We start from the raw sequence: 23,106 nt of genomic DNA on the forward strand, positions 1-23,106 counted from the left end.
TCCCAAGGCTTCCTGAAAGGGGTGTTGGTATGGGTACGCACATGAGACCTGCAGACGGCGCGATGACCCTGGCGGAAATGAAAGAGTTCGCCAGCTTTCCCGCCTCGACGCAACGCTATATCCGAAGATCGCTCGACATCGGGCTCGTCCGGGAAGATGCCCTGGCGCGGTGGTCCCGCGACGTCGTTGAATCCGCCAGCATCATGGCGCAGTCGCGCGTCTATGCGCGGCTCGATCACATCCGCGACATCGTGCCTGACGATAGCGGGCTCGACTCGGTGGAGCCTTTCATGGCGCCGCTGATTACGGTTTCTGCCTTCGATCTTGGCCAGGATCGGCTCAACAGCTTCGGTTCGTACCGCTTTCTTTACGAGCGGCTGATAGGTGCCAATGTCCGCCCGTGGTTGCCCGGCGCATTTTGCGCGGCGGCGGCCTTGCCGCACCTTCATCCCGAGAAAAGGCGCATCCTGTTGCAATCGATCAGCGAAGCGGCGGCCACGGCGCCGGGCTGGTCGAACCGCGAGCCGGCATTCTTCCCCGAATGGGTCGAAAAGGTTGAGATGCGCCTGCCGAACTGACCCAATATTTCATCATTTGGGTCATTTCAGCGATTGCATCATGGCTCCCAAATTTCGCATGAGGCGGAACTCGCACCGGTCATTGTCGTTCGGTGCGGGCAATATTGGGAGATGGAATCTTGGCGGTCATCGCGCTGACGACCCACCGCGTGAACAAGCCGTGGGGACGGCATGACCTTGCTCCCTTATTCGCCGATCAACCGGCGGATCAGGAGCCCACGGGCGAAATCTGGTTCGAAGATGCGGCCGACCCCCAGCGCGACCTGCTGATCAAATATCTTTTCACCAGCCAGAAACTGTCGGTGCAGGTGCACCCGAACGACGCCCAGGCGCAGGCCCGGGGCTTTGCCCGCGGCAAGGATGAAGCCTGGGTGGTGCTTGCCGCCGATGCAGGCGCTACGATCGGGCTGGGACTGACGAAGGCCATTGATGCCGAAACCTTCCGCCGGTCGGTGCATGATGGAGCGATCGAGCATCTGGTCGATTGGCGGCCGGTGAAGGCCGGTGACGTCATTTATTCCCCGGCCGGAACCGTCCACGCGATCGGAGCCGGGCTCGTCGTACTCGAGGTTCAGCAGAATCTCGATCTCACCTATCGCTTGTACGATTATGGCAGCGCCCGCGAGCTCCACGTCGATGACGGTATCGCCGTGTCGACGCCAGGCCCCTATGTCGGCATAAGCCCGCCCCGCCCGGCCGGGAAAGATCGGCTGATCATGTCGGAAAATGCGGCTTTCGTTCTCGAAAGGTGGACGATGGCGGGCCGTTTCGCGATAGCGCCCGGAGTCGCGCCCATATGGCTGTTGCCGGTGGCGGGTCGGGTGATTGCCGATGGCCGCGCCGTCGAACTCGGCGATGCCGTGATCATCGAAGGCGAGTCGGCCATCGAGATCGATGCCGGCAGCACGCTCTATGTCGCTTATCCCGGCGCGCGGGTGATCGAAGGCCTTATTCGCGCCTGACCCTTGCGAAGGTCTGGCTGGTTACCGGGTAGCCAAGATGATCGGGAATGCAGAGCTTTTGCTCGTCCTCCTGATATTCGCGCCACGGCGTGATCGTTTCGATGGCGTAGCGCCGCGAAAAGGCGACCGCGTCGTCGAAGCTCGTCGAAAGCCCGATGCGTTCGAGATTGCGGCGGGTGGGGAAGATCAGGCTGCGGGTTCCGGCGTCGGCGAGCGCAAGGTGGCCGGCGGCGGTATCCCAGTGGCAACTGCTGCTTTCGGTACCGTCGGCGACGGCATCGGCATCATCCGGCGCCTGCGCGATATAGAATCGGGTGTCGAACGTGCGTTGGATCCGGTGCTTGGGCAGCCAGCGGGCGAACGGATGCAGCCGGTGCGGATCCAGCCGTAGCTTCATGGCCCGGATCAGCTCGTGGAACGAGCGGCCGGCGGCGAGCGCGGATCGCAACTCGCGCGTCATCGCCGGTTCGGTGAGTCCGTCGACGGCGGGCGCGATGCCGACTTCCTCGATGGTTTCGCGAATGGCGGCGATTCGGGCGACCATGTCGTCGGGTTCGACTGCGGGGCCATCGTGCAATATGGTCCGGTCCGATGCGATCGCGGCATCGTCCTCCTCGATCCGGCCGCCCGGAAAGACCATCGCCCCGCCCGCAAAAGCCAGATGCTGGCCACGCTCGACCATCAGCAATTCGGGCGCCGGTCCACCGGTGTCGCGCAGCAGGATCAACGTGGCGGCAGGGATGATCTTATTATCCATCGTGGCTTCTCCGAACCATTTTTCCGGTTACATGCTGCCCAGATCGCTTGGGGGACTATGGCGATGGCGGTCAAGCCCGTCATTACCGCCGGGCGCTGCGCTCCGCCGCGAGCCGCGACATCAATATCGCCGATCGTTTCGCCTGCAGCGGGATCGAATCGAGATCGATCGTCTCGCCTGGCGCATGATCGCCCTCGCTATAGGGCCCCATGCCGGCGAAGCTGTCGACATCCTTCGCGACGAAGCTGATGTCGCCCGCGCCGCGCTTGAGCGGATCGAGCGGCGGCATGACCGCCAGGCCGAGGTCGCGGTTGACGCCGTTCAGCGCGTCGAGGATCGCCTGGTTGCCCGGGGTAGGCGCCATCGCCGGATAGCCGTCCTTCGGGAAGGAGAGCTCGGCCGAGGTTCCCGGCAGATGCGCAGCAATGATCGCTGCCATCTTCGTGCGCACCCGCTGGGTCTGCTGGTCGGACAGGGTACGCATATCGCCGCGCGCCTCGGCGACCGGCGGTATGATATTGGACTTGCCGGTCGCGCTGGCGCGGATGCCTTCGGCATCGGTCTGTTCGGTCGCGCCGCCGGCGATCAGACCGACATTGTAGGTGAGGTTGGTCTCGGGCAGTTCGCGCCGGAAGCTGTCGATGATCCGGGCTAGTTCGTAGATCGCGCCATAGCCGGCGTTTGCGCCGAAAATTCCGCTCGAATGGCCGGTCTTGCCGGTCGCCCTGACGATCCAGGAGGACGCGCTGCGTCGCGCGACCGATCCCATATCGCGGCCATTGTCGCGAACGAGTCCTTCATAATCGAGCGCCACATCGGCGCGCTTGCCGGCGGCGATCAGATCGGCGCGGGCGATCGCGATCGGATCGCCGACATTCTCCTCGTCGCCGGTCAGCACCACTTCGATATTGGCTTTGGCGAGCGTTCCCGCCGCCTTCATCGCACGCAAGGCGGAGAGCATGACGATCATCCCGCCTTTGTCGTCGCCTGCGCCCGGCCCCTCGGCCTTCGATCCCTTGACGGTAAAATGCTGGAACGGGCTATCCGGCTCGAACACCGTATCGAGATGGCCGATCAGCAGCAGCCGCTTCATGCCCTTCGCACCTTCATGCACCGCGATGATATGGCCCGCCCGCCCGGCGGCGGCCATCGGCACCCAGCGCACCGTGAAGCCCAGGGGTTCCAGTTCGGCGCGCATCAGCTCGCCGATCCGGGTGACGCCGGCCAGATTCGCCGTACCCGAATTAATGTTCACCAGCTTCTCGAGCAGCGCGATCGATCGCGAGGTTTCAGCCTCGACGGTGGTCGCCATAGCCTTCTCCGGCGCACTCAAACCGGCGAAAGCCGGCGTGCAAAGCGATGCGATCGCACAGAAAAGGCCGATTTTGCGTATCATCCGACAGCTCCGCTTGTAATTGGTGCGATCATGGGGCATATGCTGCAGCGCGTCGATGCTGTTTTGCAGCATTGTCTTCGAGCAGCGTGATCTCCTGGCCCACTCCACAGGGCAGGCCGGCTCGGACCTCATGGACGCACCCCAAGCTGAGGCTTCCCAATTCACGCGGGTCGTCATGTGAACCCGCTGTCGCATGAACGCCTGTTCGTGCGCCCGCAATATTTTGCGAAAGATCATCTGTGACCAAATTTTCCGACCTTGGACTCATCGAGCCCATTCAGAGGGCGCTTGCCGCCAAGGGCTATGACATTCCTACGCCAATCCAGGCGCAGGCCATCCCGCCGCTGATGCAGGGCCGCGATCTGTGCGGCATCGCGCAGACCGGCACCGGCAAGACCGCGGCGTTCGCGCTGCCGTCGCTCCATTATCTCACCGAAAACATCAAACATCGTCCGCCGCAGGGCTGCCGCATGCTCGTCCTCTCGCCGACCCGCGAGCTGGCCAGCCAGATCGCCGAGAGCTTCGTTCAATATGGCAAGTTCCTGCGCCTGAAGGTCGCCACCGTGTTCGGCGGCGTGCCGATCAACCGGCAGATCCGCGAGCTGCAGCAGGGCGTCGACATCCTCGTCGCCACCCCGGGCCGCCTGCTCGATCTGATCGATCAGCGCGCGCTGAGCCTGAAATATGTCGAGATCTTCGTGCTCGATGAGGCCGATCAGATGCTCGATCTGGGCTTCATCCACGCGCTCAAGCGCATCGATGCGATGCTGCCGAAGAAGCGCCAGTCCTTGTTCTTCTCGGCCACCATGCCGAAGGCGATCGCCGAACTGGGGGATCGCTTCCTGACCGATCCGATCAAGGTATCGGTCGCGCCGCAATCGACCACCGCCGAGCGGGTCGAGCAGTTCGCGACCTTCTGCAACCAGGCCGAAAAGCAGGCGCTGCTCACCTTGCGCATCCGTTCGGAGCCGATCGATCGCGCATTGGTCTTCACCCGCACCAAGCATGGCGCCGATCGCGTCGTGAAGAATCTGCGCGCCGCCGGCATCGAAGCCGAGGCGATCCATGGCAATAAGAGCCAGCCGCAGCGCGAGCGGGCATTGGCGCTGTTCCGCAAGGGCGACATCAAGATCCTGGTCGCCACCGACATCGCCGCGCGCGGCATCGACGTCGGCGGGATCAGCCATGTCTTCAACTTCGAACTGCCCAACGTCGCCGAGCAATATGTCCACCGCATCGGCCGCACCGCGCGCGCCGGCGCCACCGGCATCGCGATGGCGTTCGTTGCCGATGACGAGCGGCCCTATCTCAAGGCGATCGAAAAGCTCACCAAGGTGAAGCTCGAGGTAATCGGCCTGCCCGAGAACTTCCTCGCTGAGAAGGCCAAGCTGCCAAAGCTGGTCGTCTCGACCCACGAAGGCGCCCGTCCCGGCGGCGATCGCGGTCGGCGCCATGATGGCGGCGGCGAGCGTTCGGGTGAGCCGAAGCGCCACTTCAGCCGCCCCAAGGGCGCGCCGGGTGCGCATAAGGGCGCCGTACGGAAGTTCGGCGCGCGGTAACGAAACTCCCTCGCCCCCTTTAGGGGGAGAGGGCCGGGGAGAGGGGGCAGTGGGGAAGAGGTTCGCGAGCGAGCCTCCCGCGCTGCCCCCTCTCCCTCCGCCGCTACGCGGCTCCTCCCTCTCCCCCTAAAGGGGGCGAGGGGAATAAGGCCCGCATCCGCGCCAACCGCGCGATCGCCTCATCCAAGGTCGCATCGTCCTTCGCATAGCATAGCCGCACGATCGTCCTGACGGGCGCCTCGGCATAGAAAGCCGACACCGGGATCGTCACGACTCCGCCTTCGCGTGCCATGCGATCCGCGAACGTCACGTCATCCAGCGCGATCCCGGATGCCGGCAGATCGATCGACACGAACCACGTCGCCTCCGATGGCAGCACGGTATAGCCCGCGCCCTCCAGCCCCGCGATCAGCCGCGCCCGCGATGCCGCAAAGCCGGCGCGCATGTCGTCGAACCAGCTCGCATCCTTGCCCAGCCCTTCGGCCACCGCCCACTGCAAATTGGGGGGTGTGGTGAAGGTCAGGAACTGGTGTGCCTTGGCAACCTGCTTCGCGATCGGGGCGTTGGCGAGCACCCAGCCGACTTTCCACCCGGTCAGCGCGAAAATCTTGCCTGCCGATCCGATCTTCACCGTCCGCTCGCGCATGCCGGGCACCGCGAACAAGGATCGATGGTCGCAGCCGAAGCGGATATGCTCCCACACCTCGTCACACATCGCGATCACGTCATGCGCGATGCAGCGCTCGGCGATCGCCGCCAGCGTTTCGGCGGGCAGCATCGTGCCGGTGGGGTTGACCGGATTGTTGAGGATGATCAGCTTCGTCTTCGGCCCGAACGCGGCATCCAATGCGGCTATGTCGAGCGTCCATGCCGGCGGCTCGAGCCGGATCAGCCGCGGCACGCCGCCTGCGCGCAGCACCATCGGCAGATAGGCATCGTAGAGCGGCTCGATCAGCACCACCTCGTCGCCCGGGCTCACCACAGCGAGAATCGTCGCCGCGATCGCCTCGGTCGCACCCGAGGTGACGACCACCTCGCTCGCCCAGTCGAGCGCGATCTGCTGATGCAGGCGGTAATGATCGGCGATCGCCCGGCGCAGTTCGGGCAGGCCGGTCATCGGCGGATATTGGTTCGATCGGTTCAGTAACGCATCGGCGGCGGCGCGGCGGACATCCTCGGGCCCTGGCGCGTCGGGAAAGCCCTGGCCGAGATTGATTGCCCCGGTTTCGCGCGCGAGCGCCGACATCGTCTCGAAGATCGTCGTCGGCATGTTGGCGTAGATCGGGTTCATGCGCGCGGGGCTTTGCGGGACCCCGCAAGCTTGTGCCACACGAAGCATATCGCTCCCGCCACCACCGCACCGACGATCACGAAATCGGCCTTGTGCAGGATCCCGGCCAGCCGCGGATCGGTGGCCCAGCGGTCGCCGAGCTTCATGCCCACCCAGGCGAGGGCGAAGCACCACGGCCAGGAGCCGACGAACGTATAGATATGGAAGCGCAGCAGCGGCATCCGCGCCATGCCGGCCGGAAAGGCGATGAACGATCGAATCGCCGGCAGCAGCCGGCAGACGAGCACGGTGATGCTGCCCCAGCGCGCGAAGAACCGCTCCGCAAGCTCCAGTTCGCGGTGGCTCATCAGCACATATTTCCCCCACCGTTCGATCAGCGGCCGCCCGCCATGCCGGCCCATCTCATAGCCGGCGATCGATCCGACATTGCACCCGATCGCGCCGGCCGTGGCGACCAGATAGAGATCGAACCGGCCGGTCGAGACGAGATAGCCGGAGAACGGCATGATGATTTCGGACGGCAGCGGAATGCACGCACTCTCGATCGCCATCAGGACGACGATGCCGAGATACCCACCCCCCGAAATGACCGCGATGATCCAGACGGCGAGGGCGGCGATGATCTTGTGAAGCATGGCGCGATGTGTGGCGGAAGGGGCGGGGGTTGTCGAGATGGTTGCGCGGATGGAGGCTGTCGGGTGGAGGGATGGAGATATGGCGCTTATCTGAGAGCGACATTTCCTTATCCGATATGCGCGTTTCGTTTGTCGGATTTTATGTCGCTTCGGGATAAGTGGGATGATTGGAGCGGTGTGAGACGCGCCGATCGATGGTGAATATGCAGGCTTATGCTCTCCCGGCTGAAGTATGATCGATGCCACCGCGGCGAACCGTCGGGCGAAGGAGGCAGTGTTCGCCGCGAGGCGATGAACGCCGAACCGGAGTCTCGTCTGGGTTGTCGGGCTGGCTTTGGTTCTGTCGATTGTGATGATTTCCGTTAAAGATTGCATGCTCGTTCGCCGCCGACCCCAGCCCCCAAGAAAGCAGACCGTTCCGCCCGACGCCCGGGCACGTGCCAGAGCAAGGATGAAGATCGATCATGCCGGGAAGACTTGTCCTGTTCGCCGCGCTCCTCGCTGCCGTCGCCGCTGCGGGAGCCCTGCTCGTCCTTCGGGCGAGACGGTCCGGCATCAGCATCAGGGCGCTGGTCCTGCTGAAGATCATTTCCAGCATGGCGTCCGGTTTCGGCACGCTGGAAGCGATCGCGCGGGCGATCGTGAAGGATCGCGCGCGCGGGGCGGGCAGGCCAACGCGGCGTCTGCTGCGGCGGATCGCCTTTCATGACGAGGGGCGCGGCGGATATCGTCGGTATCGGCTGGTCTCGAAGGGCACGGCGCGACCGCTCCGCCTCCTTTATCTGCATGGCGGCGGCTATATCCTCGATCTCCACCCGGCGCAGTTGAGCTTCGCTGCGGGACTGCTGCAGCGGGTAAGCGGGGAGATGGTCGTGCCGCTCTATCCGCTTTCGCCGGAGCATGGCCCTGATGCGGCGCGCGATGCCGTGAGACACGCTTATGACGCGCTGGTGGCGGAGAGTGGGGCGGGCAATGTCGTGGTGTTCGGGGATTCGGCCGGCGGTGGGCTCGCGCTGATTCTCGCGCAGGAATTGCGCGATGCCGGAGCGCCGTTGCCCGCCGCGCTGATATTGTTCTCGCCCTGGCTCGATGTCGGCCTGACCGGTGCCGATCAACCCGAAATCGAGCAGCACGATCCGATACTGACGATCGCGGGCGGGCGCGAGATGGGGCGGTTGTGGGCGCAGGGCCGCGCCGTCGACGATCCGCGGATCAGCCCGCTATTCGGCGATCATCGGGGCCTGCCGCCGACTTTGGTTTTCAGCGGGACGCGCGATATCCTGGATTCGGATGTGCTGCGTCTGGAGGAGCGCAATCCCGATGTGGTGGTCCATCGCTATGTGGGCATGCCGCACGTCTGGCCGGTGATGCCGATCCCGGAGAGCCGCCGCGCGCTTGATGAGGCGGCGCGCTTTATCGGGCGGTACGTGCCGGCGGCTCGGCCGACAGAAGGGTGAGCGGCGGGGGTGAACTCAGCCCCAACCCGTCATCCCGCTTCCTATTGAGATAGCATATCTGTTGAGCTTCTGGCTCCCCTTTATCGTCATCCCCGCGAAAGCGGGGACCCATGGACGGCGGCACCTCCTGATTCCAGCGTGCCTTTACCGTGGGTTCCCGCTTTCGCGGGAATGACGGTTTGGGGGTGGGGCACCTGATACTATGCAATGACTGCACAATTTCTTATCTTGGCGCCTATGGGAACAAGCGAGGGGTGCCGGGACCGGCTGATTTCAGCCACATCACCCTACAGCACATATTTGCTCAGATCCCGGTTCCGCGCGACCTCGGCCAGTTGCGCGTTGACATAAGCGGCATCGACCACCAGCGACGTGCCCTGCCGATCCTCGGCCTCGAAGCTCACCTCCTCGAGCAATTTCTCCATCACCGTCGAGAGGCGGCGCGCGCCGATATTTTCGAGGCTCTCGTTCACCTCGGCGGCGATGCGGGCGATCGCAGCGATGCCGTCGTCGGTGAAGCTGATTTCGACGCCCTCGGTGCCGATCAGCGCGCGATATTGTTCGGTCAGGCTCGCGCGCGTGTCGGAGAGGATGCGGACGAAATCGGCCTCGGTCAGCGCCTTCAACTCCACCCGGATCGGCAGGCGGCCCTGCAGTTCGGGCAGCAGATCCGACGGCTTGGCGACGTGGAAGGCGCCCGAGGCGATGAACAGGATATGGTCGGTCTTGAGCGGCCCATATTTGGTTGCGACCGTGGTGCCCTCGATCAGCGGCAGCAAATCGCGCTGCACGCCTTCACGGCTGACCGAACCGCCGCGCACGTCGCTGACCGCGATCTTGTCGATCTCGTCGAGGAAGACGATGCCATTGGCCTCGGCATCGGCGAGCGCGGAGCGGTTCACCTCATCCTGATCGAGCCTTTTGTCGGCTTCCTCGTCGACCAATTTGGTCCATGCGGTGCGTACCGGCAGCTTGCGCTTTTTCGTACGGCCCTGCCCGAATGCCTTGCCCATCATGTCGCCGAGGTTGATCATGCCGATCTGGCCGCCCATGCCGGGGATCTCCATCTGCGTGCCGCCCGAATCCTCGACCTCGATCTCGATTTCCTTGTCGTCGAGGTGATGATCCTGGAAACGCTGGCGGAAGGCTGTGCGGGTGGCTTCGCTGGCATCCTTGCCGACGAGGGCATCGAGCAGACGCGCCATCGCGGCCTCCTCGGCCTTGTCCTTGACCGCGGCGCGGCGGCGCTCCTTCTCGAGCCGCACGGCTTCCTCGACCAGATCGCGGGCGATCTGCTCGACGTCGCGGCCGACATAGCCGACCTCGGTGAACTTGGTCGCCTCCACCTTGACGAAGGGCGCGTCGGCGAGTTTGGCGAGCCGCCGGCTGATCTCGGTCTTGCCGCAGCCGGTGGGCCCGATCATCAGGATGTTCTTCGGCGTGACCTCGTCGCGCAGGTTCTCGGGCAGGCGCTGCCGGCGCCAGCGGTTGCGGAGGGCGACCGCGACGGCGCGCTTCGCATCGGCCTGGCCGACGATATGGGCGTCGAGCGCGGCGACGATGGCTTTGGGGGTGAGGTTTTCGTTCATGGGTTCTCTAATCACCCCTCCCTTTAAGGGAGGGGAAGGGGGTGGGTGGCGATCGAAGCGGCTCGATGCCGCTGAGGGAGCATTTTGCGGTGAAGGCGGAGGCTCGCGACTGCGTCGCTCGCACCCACCCCCTTACCCCTCCCTGGAAGGGAGGGGAGAAAGAAGGTTAGGTCGCGCTTTCGAGCACTTCGACGGTCAGGTTGTTGTTGGTGAACACGCACACGTCCGCGGCAATGCCGAGCGCCTTGCGGCAGATCGTCTCGGCATCCGCCTCATAATCGACAAGTGCGCGGGCCGCGGCGAGCGCGAAGTTACCGCCCGATCCGATCGCAGCGACGCCGCCGACCGGTTCCAGCACGTCGCCATTGCCGGTCAGGATCAAGGTCACATCCTTGTCGGCGACGATCATCATCGCCTCGAGGTTGCGCAGATATTTGTCGGTCCGCCAGTCCTTTGCCAGCTCCACTGCCGCGCGCATCAGCTGGCCGTTATGCCGCTCGAGCTTGCCCTCGAGCCGCTCGAACAGCGTAAAGGCATCGGCGGTGGCGCCGGCGAAGCCGCCGATCACCGATCCGTCGCCCAGCCGGCGCACCTTGCGGGCATTGGGCTTCATGATCGTATTGCCCATCGATACCTGCCCGTCGCCGGCGACGATCACCTTGCCGCCCTTGCGCACCGACAGGATCGTGGTGCCATGCCATTTTGGAACTTCGCTCATCGTCATCCTACATGTTTGCAGGGGGCGATATGGGAAGGAGAGGCGGGCTGCGCAATCACCCTTCGTTTCGCATCGTCAACTTCGTCCGACGAACATGAAAGCGGCCGCACCGACGATGCAGGCGAAGGCGCCGAGATGGCGCAGCCCGAGCGGTTCCTTGAGCACCAAAGTGGCGAACAGCGCGAACACCACCAAGGTCACGATCTCCTGCGTGACCTTCAACTGCCCGGCCGACCAGCCATGGGTGTAGCCGATCCGATTGGCGGGGATGGCGAAGCAATATTCGATCAGCGCGATGCCCCAGGAGGCGAGGATCACGATCCACAGGCGCGTATCGGTGAATTTCAGATGGCCGTACCAGGCGATCGTCATGAAGATGTTCGAGCAGATCAGCAGAAAAAGCGGCGTCAGCGTCATGACACCGCTTTTGCACGATGCTTCTGCCGGACGCTATAGCGTGCCCGTCAGACGGCGCTCGCGCGAAGCCCCGGTCGGCGGCGGAGCGCGCCACCGACGGCCAGGAAGCCGACGATCATCATCGCCCACGTCATCGGCTCGGGCGCGGCGGAAACGGCGCCGCCAAGATCGCTGACACTGCCGCCGCTGCCGCCAGACGCGCCGGTTTGGGTGCCCTGGGCCTGCGCGGCTTCGGCCTGCTTCTTCTTTTCCTCCAGCGATTGGCTGTCGAAATAGACCGAAAAGCCGCCGAGCACGAAACTGTCGCGCGCTTTGGTGAAGCTGATCGCGAATTTTCCTTCGCTGCCCTCACCGCTGGCGAGGCCATTCCCGCTGCATCCCTTGTCTCCGGCCAGCAGGCAGATTTCGACATCGCTGGTGCCTGGCAGCGCCTCGTCACCAAAACCGGTAAAGGTGAAATCCTCCTTTTCGGTCAGTGCGATTCCCGTCTCCGTATCGAACAGGTTGAGCCCGAAGGTCGTCAGGCTGCCCTGATAATCCGAAGCATTTCGGAATGCATAAGAGAAGGCATAGCTCAGGCCATCATCGGACAGGCCGGCAAAGTGCACATCGGCATATGCATTGACCGTCGCGCCTTCGAGGCTGTCGGCCTTGCCCGAATATACGAAGTCATAGCCGGAGCCGGCCTTTTCGCCGGTGACGATGACGCCATCCTTTGCGGAGCTGCCGCCATCCTTTGATGTCGTATAGTTGGTCACTTGCACGAGTGCGGCGCCCGCCAGCGAAGGGGCGAAGGCGAGAAGCGCCAGCAGCGGCGCCGATATGGCTTTTCCCAATGTCATGACCGTCCCCAACGCATCCATGCGGATGATGCAGGGGACGATATGGCAATGGGGGATATCGGCAAAGGAAAAACGCAGAAAATCAGGAAAATTTGTCCGAAAAAGCACCCGCTGCGCGAGTTGAAAGCCTATCCGGTGCAATGCATCAAGAAAAACTGAAGATTGCTTGATGCACTTTCGTGAGCTTAACTATCCTGACTAGCCCGAAATACGCTATAAAGTGGGCGCCGACCGGGCTTTCGACGCCAGTGTTACAGGCATAAACCTGTTAACTTAAGTTACGCTTGCGCATCGGCTCCCCGCGCTAACGCGCGCGATCAGAGCGCCTGAAGGCGGGCGACGGTCGGCACCCCGCCGCGACGGCGAAGCGCTCCGCCAACCAGCATGAAACCACCGATCATCATCGCCCAGGTCATCGGCTCAGGCGCGGCAGATACCACCCCGCCTCCGTTGCCAAGGTCGGTGAGTGCGCCGACGCCGACGCCCGAACTCGATCCGTTGACCGTCGGGTTGATCGCCTGGAAGCGCACCGCGAAATCGTCGAGCGAGATCGAAGCCATTGCCTGCGTCAATGTCAGCGCGAAGGTGCCGGTGCCCACCTGATCGGGGTTGGAGGTCAGCCCCGCACCATTGCCCGTGCAGCCGCCGTTGCTGACTTCGGTGAAGCAGATTTCGACATTGCCGATGCCCTCGGGATAATTGGCATTCTGGTCGGCATAAGGATAGCTACCGGTCGCACTTATCGATGAAATCGTCCCCGCCGACGCCAGGTTGAAGGCGAACGAGCTCAGGCGGGAATCATAGATCGAATTGTTGGTGAGCGTGTAGTTGAAATTATACGTGGTGCCACCACCGGTGATTCCGGCAAAGGTCAGGCTCTGAAATGCGGTGACGTTGGTGGTCGAAACACCGCCGACCAGGCCGGTATAATTGACGTTGAACTGATCGCCGACATTGGCTGCGCTCAGCGTCACGGCGCTCATAGCCGGGCTCATCGCGCCAAGTGCGGCCAGCGCCGCAGCAAATATCAACCTGATCGAGTTCATCGCTAAGCCCCCCAACGCCCCGCCCGTGTAGTCGCCAAAGTGCGAATACAGTTTTCCACCAAATCCTCTGTGTCGTATCGCACAATTTTGGCGAAAAGGCGAGCCCGATGGTCGGTGTGAGTTCCGGCCAGGCCCAAGGTCGAGTAGTGACTCGCGTCTTGTAAAATATACCGACAGGTAAAAACACGCCGAACGCGCGGGTTCGTCAGAATAAGGCGAAATACCCCAAATGTGTCGTCACATGATTTGTAAGCCGCAGCTGACACATCGGGCTTGTTCTGCCCCAAACCCGTCGACGCAATCGATCGTTTCGTGGCCGGCGCCACGGGCGCGCATATGGCGGCGACCGCGCCTCTTCAAAAATATTCGCGCGGGCACCGGGAAAGAGGGCCGGTTTACGGGTGCGATTCGCATAGCTGGATCATTGTCACGACTCGGACGCCGGCGGGGCGAGCCCACGGCCTCTGCGCCGCCAACGCATCATCGCCCCGATCAGCAGGAAGCCGCCGATCATCAGCATCCAGCCGGTCGGCTCGGGCGCCGCACTGGCGAATATCGCGAGCGGGGCGGCGAAGGGGGAGCGTGAACGCGGACGGATCACCGTCTGGAACCAGTTGTCGAAGTTGTCGGGCCGCACCGCGCTCATCGCCCTGGCGAAGGTGACGGGAAACGACTCGATCGCGGGCTGGGGCGGGGGCAGGAAAACGCAGTGCAGGATATGTTGTGGCTCGCCGACCATTTCCTGCACCGTCGGCCGGTGGACGGGGCGGATCGTCCTGCGGCGCGAAGAGGAAAGACGTCGCGCATGGGGGCGATGTACGCGGTGCGGGCGATGCGCGCTTTTGGGCGGATGCGCATTCAGCCGGAGCGGGTTTTCGACGAGTTGATCGACGCAGACATTGGCGCCCTTGTCCGGTATTTCGGCCGGTATGCCGGTATAGGTGGCATCGGTCGACGGAATGATGCTCACCGATGCCGCCGATGCCGGCTGAAACGATGTCGCGGCGGCGACGATTGCGATAGCCATCACCTTCCCACGCTGCATGGTCGACGATCCCAGAATGGCCGTCCGATCGATATCGGAGCATCGGCTGCGGCTTGTGCATAAGGCCGCCGCTGACCGGGCAGGATTCGCAACTATACGTAACGGGAATTGTCATCCGTGGCGCGCGCGGGACCGCTTCTACTTGCGCGGCGCGGCGCCCGCGAACGTGATCAGGCTTTCCGCGCCATCGGCACCCAAACTCGATACGCCGAAGAAATTATCGTCGATATTGACGTTCTTCATCACGATCGGGCCGGATGTGACATCGCGCCGGTTGGTCCAGATGGTGCCATCGGCGCGCCGCCAATGGATACGGTAGCCGGTCGCGCCCGGCACCGGCGCCCAGTTCACCGTCGTGTCCGCTGTTACCGCGCCGGTGATCGTGGCCGCAGCCGGCGCCGCGGGGGCCTGCGCCAGCGCGCGCGCAACAGCGACGTTCAGATTGGTGACTTTCGCGAGATAAGGGAAGTCGACCCCATCGATCGTATCGCCATAACGGCGCGTGCCCTCGACGCGCACATCCTGATGCTGTCGATCGTAATTTTCGCTGGCCTCGGTGATCCGGACGGCGGGAAAGCCAAGATCGAGCGCAGGGAGATGATCGCCGCCGCGGCCGAACCGATCGGGCCGGCGGATTGCGACGACTTCCAGCCCCCCATGTCCGCTTGTCCCGATGCGATCGACAAATTTGGCCAGCGCCCGCGAAGGGCCGTCATCCTCGCCGCCGATCGCCCGCCGGGTTCTGGCTTCGTCGAGGGTTTCCGACGCGCGGATGCCTTCGCTGAATACGCGCACGCGATTGTCGACATGATCGCCGCCGCTGCCATGGCTGTTGCCGACGATATCGTTGTTGAGCTGCGCGGCGACCTGCCAGCCACGGGCCCTCGCCGTGCGGGCGAGCAATTGCCCGCCGTAGAGGCCCTGTTCCTCGCCGGACAGAATCGCGAAGACGATGGTGGCGCGGTGCGGTTCGCGCGACAGGATCCGGGCCGCTTCGATCACCAGCGCCACGCCCGAGCCGTCATCGTTGGCGCCGGGCGCGTCGCTGGTGAAATTCATCGGATCGGTGACGCGGCTGTCGATATGGGCCGAGAGGATGATCACGCGATCGGGATCGCCCGTCCCCTTCTGCACGCCGAGCACGTCGACGATTTCCACGCCGTCGGGCGATCGCGGGCCGGTGAAGCGATCGGCGACCTTCTCGATCGTCAGGCAGCCGCCGCAGTCCCGGGCGATTTCCGCCAGACGCGCCGCCGTCCAGTTCCGCGCCGCGCCGATGCCGCGAGCCGGGTCGATCGGCGAGGAGAGGCTGTGCCGGGTCCCGAAGCCGACCAGCTTTGCGATCGTCGCATGCAACAGAGGCGGGCTTGCCGCCGGCGGGGGCGCTGCCGTCGCCGTCGCGGCAGACAACATGGCAAGGGCAGGCAGAATGCGATTCATGGCTCAGCTTAACCGGTCGAGGGCTTCGTCGCTCAACGAACCGGGAATGACCATCAGCGGGCAGGGGAGCTGCCCGGCTTCGGCTCCGGCAAAATGGGCGATCAGCTTGCCGGGGGTTCCCGAAGCCGCCGCACCGAGCACCAGTGCGGCAATTTCGGGTTGCTCGTGGAGGACGGCCTTGACCGCGGCGATCGGATCGCCCTGGCGCACCGTGATCGACGGGCGCAGCCCTGTCTCCTCGATCAGGCTGCCGGCGGCCTGGGCGACGAGCGCCTCGGCGCGCAGCCGTGCCTCTTCCTCCATCGCCGCCTGGACGGCGCCCCACTGGACGAACTCGGCCTGCGCGACAAGCGCCAATATCTCGACCGCGCCGCCCGTTTTCGCGGCGCGGCGCGCGGCGAAACGCAGCGCGATGCGCGCTTCGTCGGTCTCGTCTATGACAACCAGATAAGTCCGCACCTGTCGCTTCGCCCCTGCAAATTCGCTGCGGACGGTGCGCCGATTGCGACTGTTGTGCAAGTCGTGGATCGGGCGCCGGTTGCCGATGGGGCCTTGACCTGAACAAGGGGAGCGAAGAAGACAAGCGGGCTTCAACCCATAGATCTGGGGCCCGGAAATACATGCCGATCGAACTGAAGATGCCCGCGCTTTCGCCAACAATGGAGCAGGGAAACCTGGCCAAATGGCTGGTCAAGGAGGGCGATGCCGTGAAGTCCGGCGATCTCCTTGCCGAGATCGAGACCGACAAGGCGACGATGGAATTCGAGGCGGTCGACGAGGGGATCATCGCCAAGATCGTCGTTCCCGCAGGAACCGAAGGCGTAAAGGTCGGCGCGGTCATCGCGCTGATCCAGGGCGAAGATGAGGATGCGGCCCCCGCCCGCCCCGCCGCCGAGCCGGCGCCGAAGGCCGAGGCTGCACCGGCGCCCGTACAAAAGAAGGAACCAGAAGTGACTGCCACGACAAGTCCCGCGCCGGTTGCGGCTACCCCTGCTCCCGCCGCGTCGGGCGAGCGCGTCAAGGCGAGCCCGCTGGCGCGCCGCATTGCCACGTCGCAAGGCATCGATATCGCGTCGCTCAGCGGCTCGGGCCCGGGCGGGCGGATTGTGAAGGCGGATCTGGACACTGCCGCGCCGCGCGCTGCTGCACCGGCTCCGGCGGCGGCGGCGCCTGCGCCCGCTGCTCCGGCAGCGACGCCGGCCCCCGCACCGGTTGCTGCCGCTCCAACGCCCGCTCCGGCGCCTGCCAAGACGTCGGCGCCTCAACCCGCCCCGGCGGCCGAGGGCATTCCGTCCGATACGGTGCGGTTGTCCGGGATGCGCAAGATCATCGCGCGGCGGCTCACCGAATCGATGCAGCAGAGCCCGCATATCTATCTGACCGTCGATATCCAGCTCGACGCGCTTCTCAAGCTGCGGGGGGAGTTGAACGCCGCGCTGGACAAGCGCGGCGTCAAGCTGTCGGTCAACGACATGCTGATCAAGGCGCTGGCGCTGGCGCTGATCGAGGTGCCCGATTGCAACGTCTCGTTCGCGGGCGACAATCTGATCAAATATAAGCGCGCCGATATTTCGGTGGCGGTGGCGATCCCGGGCGGGCTGATTACGCCGATCGTGACGTCGGCCGATACCAAGACCATGGCGCAGATCGCGACCGAGGCGAAGGATCTCGCCGCGCGCGCCAAGGCGGGCAAGCTGCTGCCGTCCGAATATCAGGGCGGTACCGCCTCGATTTCCAACATGGGCATGTTCGGCATCAAGCATTTCACCGCAGTCATCAATCCGCCGCAGGGCATGATCATGGCGGTCGGATCGGGCGAGAAGCGGCCTTATATCGTCAACGACCAGCTTTCGGTGGCCACGGTGATGTCGGCGACCGGCAGCTTCGATCACCGGGCGATCGACGGCGCGGTCGGCGCGCAGCTGATGGCGGCGTTCAAGCGGCTTGTCGAAAGTCCGCTGGGCATGCTTGCCTGATGGCGCGCGATGAGCCGCCGCCCACGGCGGAACCGGCGGTTCGCGTGATCGCGATGCCAGCCGACACGAATCCTTATGGCGATATCTTTGGCGGCTGGCTGATGAGCCTGATGGACTCGGCGGCGGGATCGGTGGCCGCGCGCTATTCGAAGGGCAGGGCGGTCACCATCGCGGTCGACGGGATGACCTTTCTCCGCCCGGTGGTGGTAGGCGATGAGGTGTCGGTGTTTGCGACGTTGGTCAGCGTCGGCACCACATCAATGAAGGTCGCGGTCGAGGCCTGGCGCCGCACCCGGCACGACGATCGCTCCTATCGCGTGACCAAGGCGGATTTCACATTCGTGGCGATTGGCGAGGACCGTCAGCCGCGAAGCGTTCCACCAATGGCGGTTGCGACCGCCTGAACCCTATTTCGAGACGCGGGACATTATCATGGCTGACACATTCGATCTCATCATCCTCGGCTCGGGCCCCGGCGGCTATGTCGCGGCGATCCGGGCTGCGCAGCTCGGGCTCAAGACGGCGATCGTCGAACGCGACAATCTGGGCGGGATCTGTCTGAACTGGGGTTGCATCCCCACCAAGGCGCTACTGCGCACCTCCGAAATCTTCCATTATATGAAGAACGCGGCCAATTACGGCCTGTCGGTCGAAAAGCCGGCCTTCGATCTGGAGAAGGTGATCAAGCGTTCGCGCGATGTCGCCAAGCAGCTCAACCAGGGCGTCACCGGCCTGATGCGGAAGAACAAGATCACCGTCTATTTCGGCGACGGCAAGATCACCGCGAAGGGCAAATTGTCGGTCGAGAAGGACGGCAAGACCAGCGAGCTCGAAGCGAAGAATATCATCATCGCGACCGGCGCTCGCGCCCGCGACCTGCCCTTCGCCAAGGCCGATGGCCAGCGCATCTGGACCTATCGCACCGCGATGACGCCGCCCGAAATGCCGACGAAGCTGCTGGTGATCGGATCGGGTGCGATCGGCATCGAGTTTGCGAGCTTCTACAACGATATGGGCGCCGAGGTGAATGTCGTCGAAATGCTCGACCGGATCCTCCCGGTCGAGGATGTCGAAATCAGCGAGTTCATGACCAAGGCGCTGACCAAGCAGGGCATGAAGATCCGCGCGTCGACCGGCGTCCAGAAGATCACCGCCAGCGCGACGGGTATCACCGCGGAAATCAAGGCGAAGGACGGCACGGTCACGACCGAGGACTATAGCCATGTCATCGTCGCGGTCGGCATCGTGCCCAATGTCGAGAATATCGGGCTCGAGGCGCTCGGCGTCGAACCCGACAAGCGCGGTCATATCAAGACCGACGAATTTTGCCGCACGAATGTGGAGGGCATCTACGCGATCGGCGACGTCGCCGACGGGCCGTGGCTTGCGCACAAGGCCAGCCATGAGGGCATTATCGCCGCCGAACTCATCGCCGGCGGGCACCCGCATCCGATGAACCGGGGCAATATCCCAGGCTGCACCTATTGCCACCCGCAGGTCGCATCGGTCGGCATGACAGAGGCGAAGGCGAAGGAGGCCGGCTACAAGGTCAAGGTCGGCAAATTCCCGTTCATCGGCAATGGCAAGGCGATCGCGCTGGGCGAGGCCGAAGGCTTCGTCAAGACCGTGTTCGACGAAGCGACCGGCGAGCTTTTGGGCGCGCATATGGTGGGCGCCGAAGTCACCGAACTGATCCAGGGCTATACGATCGGTCGCACGCTCGAGACGACCGAGGCCGAACTGATCGAAACCGTCTTCCCGCATCCGACGCTCAGCGAAATGATGCATGAGAGCGTGCTGATGGCCTATGGCCGGGTGATTCATTATTGAATGAAAGCCTTCTCCCGCAAGCGGGAGAAGGCTCAGGCAGGTTCAGCGACACACCTCGACGCGGTGATGATGGTGCCATTCGGTATGGCAGCGCTCGTGGCGATACGAACGATGGTGGCGGCCGTACGAGCGTCGGTCATGATCGTAGCGGTCGTGGCGATCATAGCGTCGGGAATCATGGTCGCGATAACCGTCATGTGAACGGTCGCCACCGTAATAATTCTGGGCATTCGCGCCCGTACTGGCGCCAAGTGCCGCAACGGCGAGGCCGGCTGCAGCCAACATGTGTGAAATCTTCATGTCGAACTCTCCTTTGCCTCAATAGTGAAGCCAAGGAATAATAGGCCCTCGATTCGGTCTGCTCCCTGAATGCTCCTGTAAGCTGGCAGACAGGTTGGGCGGGGGCGACGATTACTCGCTGTCGCCCTCTTCGACGGGCCGGATCGCCATGCCTGGCATTGGGCGTTCGGTGCGGTTCAATGCGAAGCCATTGGATTGCAGGATCGCCGGCAGGCTGCCGGCCATGCCGCTGGCGCGCAGTTTCAGCGCGGTAAAGCCGGCATCGAGCATCGCGATGATGTCGCGGTTGCGCGAGAAGCTCGTGGGCGCGCCGAGCACGACGGCGATCAGACGCTTGCCGTCGCGCATGGCGGAAGCCGTCAGGGTAAAGCCGCTGTCGACGGTGAAGCCGGTTTTGATCCCGTCGAGCCCAACGACATTGCCCAGCAGGTGATTGTGATTGGCCATGCGCTGGCCGCCATAAGCGAAGCTCTGTTCGCTGAAAACATGGTAGCGATCGGCATGGTATCGCAGCAAAGCGGCCGACAGAATCGCAATGTCGCGGGCCGATGTAAAGTGCGCCGGATCGGGCAGGCCGCTGGCATTGGCGAACATCGTCTGCCGCATGCCGAGTGCCCGCGCCTTCAAGGTCATCAGCCGCGCAAAATTGGATTCGGTGCCGCCGATCTTTTCGGCGAGCGCGACGGCGATGTCATTGGCGGACTTGACCGCGACGACCTGGATCGCATCCTCGACGCTGATGCTGCGGCCGGGCGCCAAGCCGAGGCGCGACGGCTTTTGCGCGGCGGCGTGGCGCGAGATGACGATGTCGTCGGAAAGCTTCAGTCGCCCCGAATCCAGCGCATCGAACACGAGATAGAGCGTCATCACCTTGGTGATCGAGGCCGGGTGACGGATCGCGGTGCCCTGTTCCTCGAACAATATTTCGTTGGTATCGGGATTCATCAGCACCGCAGCGAAGCGGGCGGGGCCGAGCGGGCTGGCGGCGGAGGCGAGCGATGCCAGCGACAGGCAGAAGCCGACGCACAGTGCGGAACCGATCCTACGCCACATGGAGAGTCCGATAGGCATCGTCTATCCCCTTGTTATCTGGCGATGAATCTATACCCATTTGCGGGCTTTCCACAGCGATAAGTCTGATCGTTATGCTCCCTTTGACTCGTTCGATGCACGGTTCGACTCGATTCAAGTGCGATCGATCTTGTCCGAATAGATCAGCCGCCCGGCGCCCATCCGCGCCATCACCTGCACCAGATCCTGCTCCGAAAAAGCGAAGCAGCCCTCGCTGCGGCCCAATTTGCCATGATCACGCACCATTTCGGGCGACACATACCAGGCGCCGTGGATCACGACGGCGCGGCCGCGCGCATTGCTGTTGGTGGGATCGAGCCCGTCGATCCGGCGCGAGCGGCCATGATTGCCGACATATTCCTCCGCCGTCACGAAGGCGCCCGAGCAGGACGCAGCGGAACCCATGTCGTTCGAGAAGCGCTGGAGCCAGCCGGTGTGCGACGGATCCGATCCACGGCCATGCGCGACCAGCAGACTGTTGACCCGCCCCGAGGCGACGTCGAGCAGATGAAAGCGCGGCGCGTTCGATGCTGCGTCGAAATCGGCGATGCCGATCACGTCGCGGACCTTGACCCGGTCGACATGCCGGCTCATCGCGGCCAGCGCTCTTGCCCGCACTTCAGGGCGCAGCACGGGCTGGCCGATGGAGGCTGCTATAGCCTTTCCACCGCTTGCCAATGCCATGCTACCGAGAAGACCTGCACCCAACAATCCGCGCCGTGAGACCGGCGTGTCGATCAAATTTTGCACTAATCGCCCAACCCGCTGATATCATTGCCTGGATATCAGCAGTAGCAGAGACAGTTAACCAATTCGATCACCGAGTGAACCTTTGTTCCCTCAGTCTATGTCGTTCGTCTTGACCCCGACACGGACTGGCGCTTCGGGTCAACGCGCGGCCATTCGAAGGGGTGTGTTCAACTTGGCTTTCATTTGCGGATCACGCCGATAGGGATCGTCGAGATAGCGAACCTTGCCATCGGCATCGGCCTGCGCTGTGAAATAGACGATATAGACCGGCAGGCTCTTTTCCAGTTGCAATGTCTTCGTGGTCCGTTCGGCAAGCGCGCTGTCGACTGCGCCTTCATCCTTTATCGATGCGGCGAGTTGGTCGATATTCTGGACGCGCACACAGCCATGGCTGAGCGCGCGGTTGCTCTTGGCGAAGGCCCATTTGCTTGGCGTATCGTGCAGATAGATCGACCAGGGATTGGGCATGTCGAACTTGATTCGCCCCAGCGCATTTTGCGGGCCGGGGGCTTGCCGGATCGCGAGGCTGCCATCCGCCCGGCGGGTGAAGCTGTAGCCCTTGGCGGTCGCTGCCGCGCCCGGACGGATCTTGCCCTCCTTCAGCACCGTCGGCGGCAGATTCCAGCTTGGATTGACCACGATCGATTGCGCCTGGAGCGCGAGCTGCGGGGTCGGCGTTTCGGGGGCGCCGACCACGACATTGTACGCCGCCTGCTCGATCCCATCCTGCATGTCCTGCAACCGGTAGGTCGGGATGTTCACATAGAGATAATGATCGCCCAGCTTGCGCGGCATCCAGCGCCAGCGCTCCATATTGGTGCGGAGCGTTTCTCGGGTGGCGGCGTCGCCGGGTTCGGTCAGGGCATAGGCCGCCTTGAGCGCGCGATACTGGTCATTGTCGGGCAGCAGGCTCTGCAGCCAGAGATCGACACTGTTTTCGGCGAGCGCCTTGGCGAGGCCCGCGTTGAGCGCGGCATCATCCATTGAAGGCGCGATGTGCCAGTCGAAGCTGGCTTTATCGTCGATGTGCCCGTCGGCGTAATCATGTGCGATCTTCATTGCCGCGCTGTCGGCGGTCGCATCGAGAACGGGGCCGCGCTGGCCAGAGGCGATCGCGACACGGAGGGCGTCGGCCGAATAGTCGGCGGGGTTCAGGCCCTCGGCACGGGATGCGTCAATCACGCTCAGAAGCGCCTGCGCGCTTGCTGGAGACCAGCGGCCAGCCAGTACTGCGGGCGGGGCTGCGAGCACCGTGTCCTGCGCGCTGGCGGGGCCGGGCCCCCGCGCAATCGCGAGGACGGCCAATATCGGCAGGGCCGCGGCCCATCGGGCGAGCGACATGCCGCGCGACCTCGTCTTCCTGGCCCAGACATTGGGGGATTTTGCTTCGAGCCCTGCGCGATTGTCGAACATACGGACCTCCTGAACAGGTCCACGCTCAACGGCC

Annotated in this window: 23 protein-coding genes; 7 read left to right on the plus strand and 16 right to left on the minus strand. The window is 63.8% G+C overall.

From position 1 onward, the window contains the following. The first annotated feature begins 29 nt into the window (after positions 1 to 29). On the plus strand, positions 30 to 578 hold the full coding sequence (locus BLS13_RS00645; protein ID WP_093448902.1) for a hypothetical protein: 549 nt from the start codon (positions 30 to 32) through the stop codon (positions 576 to 578). A gap of 119 nt (positions 579 to 697) precedes the next feature. Further along, on the plus strand, positions 698 to 1,540 hold the full coding sequence (locus BLS13_RS00650; RefSeq protein ID WP_093448904.1) for a class I mannose-6-phosphate isomerase: 843 nt from the start codon (positions 698 to 700) through the stop codon (positions 1,538 to 1,540). On the opposite strand, the gene BLS13_RS00655 is transcribed toward BLS13_RS00650, so the two are convergent. Beyond that, positions 1,527 to 2,297, minus strand: a complete 771-nt coding sequence (locus tag BLS13_RS00655) for an NUDIX hydrolase (protein ID WP_093448906.1) — start codon at positions 2,295 to 2,297, stop codon at positions 1,527 to 1,529. The two genes, BLS13_RS00650 and BLS13_RS00655, sit on opposite strands and share 14 nt — an antisense overlap. Positions 2,298 to 2,379: 82 nt before the next feature. After that, entirely contained in the window at positions 2,380 to 3,693 is a 1,314-nt protein-coding gene (locus BLS13_RS00660) for a M20/M25/M40 family metallo-hydrolase (RefSeq protein ID WP_093449488.1), read from the minus strand. 239 nt (positions 3,694 to 3,932) lie between these two features. On the opposite strand from BLS13_RS00660, the gene BLS13_RS00665 reads away from it, so the two are divergent. Then, positions 3,933 to 5,252, plus strand: coding sequence for a DEAD/DEAH box helicase (locus tag BLS13_RS00665; RefSeq protein ID WP_093448908.1), 1,320 nt, complete (start codon positions 3,933 to 3,935; stop codon positions 5,250 to 5,252). A gap of 103 nt (positions 5,253 to 5,355) precedes the next feature. On the opposite strand, the gene BLS13_RS00670 is transcribed toward BLS13_RS00665, so the two are convergent. Both BLS13_RS00670 and BLS13_RS00675 read right to left on the minus strand, forming a co-directional pair. Then, positions 5,356 to 6,543 carry an aminotransferase gene (locus BLS13_RS00670; RefSeq protein WP_093448911.1) on the minus strand — a complete coding sequence of 396 codons (1,188 nt, stop codon included), beginning with the start codon at positions 6,541 to 6,543 and terminating at the stop codon, positions 5,356 to 5,358. Then, positions 6,540 to 7,178 carry a DedA family protein gene (locus tag BLS13_RS00675; RefSeq protein WP_093448912.1) on the minus strand — a complete coding sequence of 213 codons (639 nt, stop codon included), beginning with the start codon at positions 7,176 to 7,178 and terminating at the stop codon, positions 6,540 to 6,542. Before BLS13_RS00675 ends, BLS13_RS00670 begins: the two co-directional genes overlap by 4 nt. A gap of 464 nt (positions 7,179 to 7,642) precedes the next feature. Between BLS13_RS00675 and BLS13_RS00680 the strand changes: the two genes are divergently transcribed. Beyond that, on the plus strand, positions 7,643 to 8,635 hold the full coding sequence (locus BLS13_RS00680; protein ID WP_093448914.1) for an alpha/beta hydrolase fold domain-containing protein: 993 nt from the start codon (positions 7,643 to 7,645) through the stop codon (positions 8,633 to 8,635). Positions 8,636 to 8,922: 287 nt separating this feature from the next. On the opposite strand, the gene hslU is transcribed toward BLS13_RS00680, so the two are convergent. The 8 genes from hslU to BLS13_RS00720 form a co-directional block, all read right to left on the minus strand. Further along, complete coding sequence (hslU, locus tag BLS13_RS00685; RefSeq protein WP_093448917.1) at positions 8,923 to 10,224, minus strand: ATP-dependent protease ATPase subunit HslU; 1,302 nt, start codon at positions 10,222 to 10,224, stop codon at positions 8,923 to 8,925. A 166-nt stretch (positions 10,225 to 10,390) separates the two neighbouring features. Next, positions 10,391 to 10,942 (minus strand): ATP-dependent protease subunit HslV, encoded by a 552-nt coding sequence (gene hslV / locus BLS13_RS00690; protein ID WP_093449489.1) that lies wholly within the window; start codon positions 10,940 to 10,942, stop codon positions 10,391 to 10,393. A gap of 75 nt (positions 10,943 to 11,017) precedes the next feature. Next, entirely contained in the window at positions 11,018 to 11,353 is a 336-nt protein-coding gene (locus BLS13_RS00695) for a DMT family protein (RefSeq protein WP_218123217.1), read from the minus strand. A 53-nt stretch (positions 11,354 to 11,406) separates the two neighbouring features. Then, a complete protein-coding gene (locus BLS13_RS20555; RefSeq protein ID WP_256325637.1) occupies positions 11,407 to 12,201 on the minus strand; it encodes a cistern family PEP-CTERM protein in 795 nt (264 codons plus the stop codon). 317 nt (positions 12,202 to 12,518) lie between these two features. Then, entirely contained in the window at positions 12,519 to 13,247 is a 729-nt protein-coding gene (locus BLS13_RS00705; protein ID WP_176943371.1) for a cistern family PEP-CTERM protein, read from the minus strand. Positions 13,248 to 13,674: 427 nt separating this feature from the next. Continuing rightward, positions 13,675 to 14,274 carry a hypothetical protein gene (locus tag BLS13_RS00710; protein ID WP_143011828.1) on the minus strand — a complete coding sequence of 200 codons (600 nt, stop codon included), beginning with the start codon at positions 14,272 to 14,274 and terminating at the stop codon, positions 13,675 to 13,677. Positions 14,275 to 14,430: 156 nt separating this feature from the next. Further along, the gene (locus tag BLS13_RS00715) at positions 14,431 to 15,732 is read right to left on the minus strand and encodes a M20/M25/M40 family metallo-hydrolase (protein WP_093448927.1); all 1,302 of its coding nucleotides are present in this window, start codon (positions 15,730 to 15,732) and stop codon (positions 14,431 to 14,433) included. 3 nt (positions 15,733 to 15,735) lie between these two features. Next, on the minus strand, positions 15,736 to 16,191 hold the full coding sequence (locus BLS13_RS00720; protein WP_093449493.1) for a universal stress protein: 456 nt from the start codon (positions 16,189 to 16,191) through the stop codon (positions 15,736 to 15,738). Positions 16,192 to 16,352: 161 nt separating this feature from the next. Between BLS13_RS00720 and BLS13_RS00725 the strand changes: the two genes are divergently transcribed. Genes BLS13_RS00725 through lpdA form a run of 3 tightly spaced genes read left to right on the plus strand, consistent with a single transcriptional unit; the run spans position 16,353 to position 19,538 of the window. Beyond that, positions 16,353 to 17,708 carry a pyruvate dehydrogenase complex dihydrolipoamide acetyltransferase gene (locus tag BLS13_RS00725; RefSeq protein WP_093448928.1) on the plus strand — a complete coding sequence of 452 codons (1,356 nt, stop codon included), beginning with the start codon at positions 16,353 to 16,355 and terminating at the stop codon, positions 17,706 to 17,708. Further along, on the plus strand, positions 17,708 to 18,112 hold the full coding sequence (locus BLS13_RS00730) for an acyl-CoA thioesterase (RefSeq protein ID WP_093448931.1): 405 nt from the start codon (positions 17,708 to 17,710) through the stop codon (positions 18,110 to 18,112). Before BLS13_RS00725 ends, BLS13_RS00730 begins: the two co-directional genes overlap by 1 nt. A 28-nt stretch (positions 18,113 to 18,140) precedes the next feature. Beyond that, positions 18,141 to 19,538: a dihydrolipoyl dehydrogenase gene (gene lpdA / locus BLS13_RS00735; RefSeq protein ID WP_093448935.1), complete on the plus strand. Its 1,398-nt coding sequence runs from the start codon at positions 18,141 to 18,143 to the stop codon at positions 19,536 to 19,538. Positions 19,539 to 19,580: 42 nt separating this feature from the next. On the opposite strand, the gene BLS13_RS00740 is transcribed toward lpdA, so the two are convergent. From BLS13_RS00740 to BLS13_RS00755, 4 genes are all read right to left on the minus strand, one after another. After that, the gene (locus tag BLS13_RS00740; protein WP_093448939.1) at positions 19,581 to 19,838 is read right to left on the minus strand and encodes a hypothetical protein; all 258 of its coding nucleotides are present in this window, start codon (positions 19,836 to 19,838) and stop codon (positions 19,581 to 19,583) included. A 111-nt stretch (positions 19,839 to 19,949) separates the two neighbouring features. Further along, positions 19,950 to 20,909 carry a D-alanyl-D-alanine carboxypeptidase family protein gene (locus BLS13_RS00745; protein ID WP_093448942.1) on the minus strand — a complete coding sequence of 320 codons (960 nt, stop codon included), beginning with the start codon at positions 20,907 to 20,909 and terminating at the stop codon, positions 19,950 to 19,952. Between the two features lie 114 nt (positions 20,910 to 21,023). Continuing rightward, positions 21,024 to 21,617 carry a murein L,D-transpeptidase catalytic domain family protein gene (locus tag BLS13_RS00750; protein ID WP_371128176.1) on the minus strand — a complete coding sequence of 198 codons (594 nt, stop codon included), beginning with the start codon at positions 21,615 to 21,617 and terminating at the stop codon, positions 21,024 to 21,026. A 180-nt stretch (positions 21,618 to 21,797) separates the two neighbouring features. Further along, positions 21,798 to 23,072: a L,D-transpeptidase family protein gene (locus tag BLS13_RS00755; protein WP_176943372.1), complete on the minus strand. Its 1,275-nt coding sequence runs from the start codon at positions 23,070 to 23,072 to the stop codon at positions 21,798 to 21,800. Positions 23,073 to 23,106: the final 34 nt, after the last annotated feature.

Origin of the sequence: Sphingomonas sp. YR710 (genome assembly GCF_900101455.1) — a bacterium.
In the GTDB taxonomy this organism is placed as follows: domain Bacteria; phylum Pseudomonadota; class Alphaproteobacteria; order Sphingomonadales; family Sphingomonadaceae; genus Rhizorhabdus.

Bases quoted from the DNA above. Each gene is read 5' to 3' on its own strand.
- BLS13_RS00645 (WP_093448902.1), top strand. From the start codon at position 30: ATGGGTACGCACATGAGACCTGCAGACGGCGCGATGACCCTGGCGGAA.
- BLS13_RS00655 (WP_093448906.1), bottom strand. From the start codon at position 2,297: ATGGATAATAAGATCATCCCTGCCGCCACGTTGATCCTGCTGCGCGAC.
- BLS13_RS00660 (WP_093449488.1), bottom strand. From the start codon at position 3,693: ATGATACGCAAAATCGGCCTTTTCTGTGCGATCGCATCGCTTTGCACG.
- BLS13_RS00670 (WP_093448911.1), bottom strand. From the start codon at position 6,543: ATGAACCCGATCTACGCCAACATGCCGACGACGATCTTCGAGACGATG.
- BLS13_RS00675 (WP_093448912.1), bottom strand. From the start codon at position 7,178: ATGCTTCACAAGATCATCGCCGCCCTCGCCGTCTGGATCATCGCGGTC.
- BLS13_RS00680 (WP_093448914.1), top strand. From the start codon at position 7,643: ATGCCGGGAAGACTTGTCCTGTTCGCCGCGCTCCTCGCTGCCGTCGCC.
- hslU (WP_093448917.1), bottom strand. From the start codon at position 10,224: ATGAACGAAAACCTCACCCCCAAAGCCATCGTCGCCGCGCTCGACGCC.
- hslV (WP_093449489.1), bottom strand. From the start codon at position 10,942: ATGAGCGAAGTTCCAAAATGGCATGGCACCACGATCCTGTCGGTGCGC.
- BLS13_RS20555 (WP_256325637.1), bottom strand. From the start codon at position 12,201: ATGACATTGGGAAAAGCCATATCGGCGCCGCTGCTGGCGCTTCTCGCC.
- BLS13_RS00705 (WP_176943371.1), bottom strand. From the start codon at position 13,247: ATGAACTCGATCAGGTTGATATTTGCTGCGGCGCTGGCCGCACTTGGC.
- BLS13_RS00710 (WP_143011828.1), bottom strand. From the start codon at position 14,274: ATGGCTATCGCAATCGTCGCCGCCGCGACATCGTTTCAGCCGGCATCG.
- BLS13_RS00715 (WP_093448927.1), bottom strand. From the start codon at position 15,732: ATGAATCGCATTCTGCCTGCCCTTGCCATGTTGTCTGCCGCGACGGCG.
- BLS13_RS00725 (WP_093448928.1), top strand. From the start codon at position 16,353: ATGCCGATCGAACTGAAGATGCCCGCGCTTTCGCCAACAATGGAGCAG.
- BLS13_RS00730 (WP_093448931.1), top strand. From the start codon at position 17,708: ATGGCGCGCGATGAGCCGCCGCCCACGGCGGAACCGGCGGTTCGCGTG.
- lpdA (WP_093448935.1), top strand. From the start codon at position 18,141: ATGGCTGACACATTCGATCTCATCATCCTCGGCTCGGGCCCCGGCGGC.
- BLS13_RS00740 (WP_093448939.1), bottom strand. From the start codon at position 19,838: ATGAAGATTTCACACATGTTGGCTGCAGCCGGCCTCGCCGTTGCGGCA.
- BLS13_RS00745 (WP_093448942.1), bottom strand. From the start codon at position 20,909: ATGCCTATCGGACTCTCCATGTGGCGTAGGATCGGTTCCGCACTGTGC.
- BLS13_RS00755 (WP_176943372.1), bottom strand. From the start codon at position 23,072: ATGTTCGACAATCGCGCAGGGCTCGAAGCAAAATCCCCCAATGTCTGG.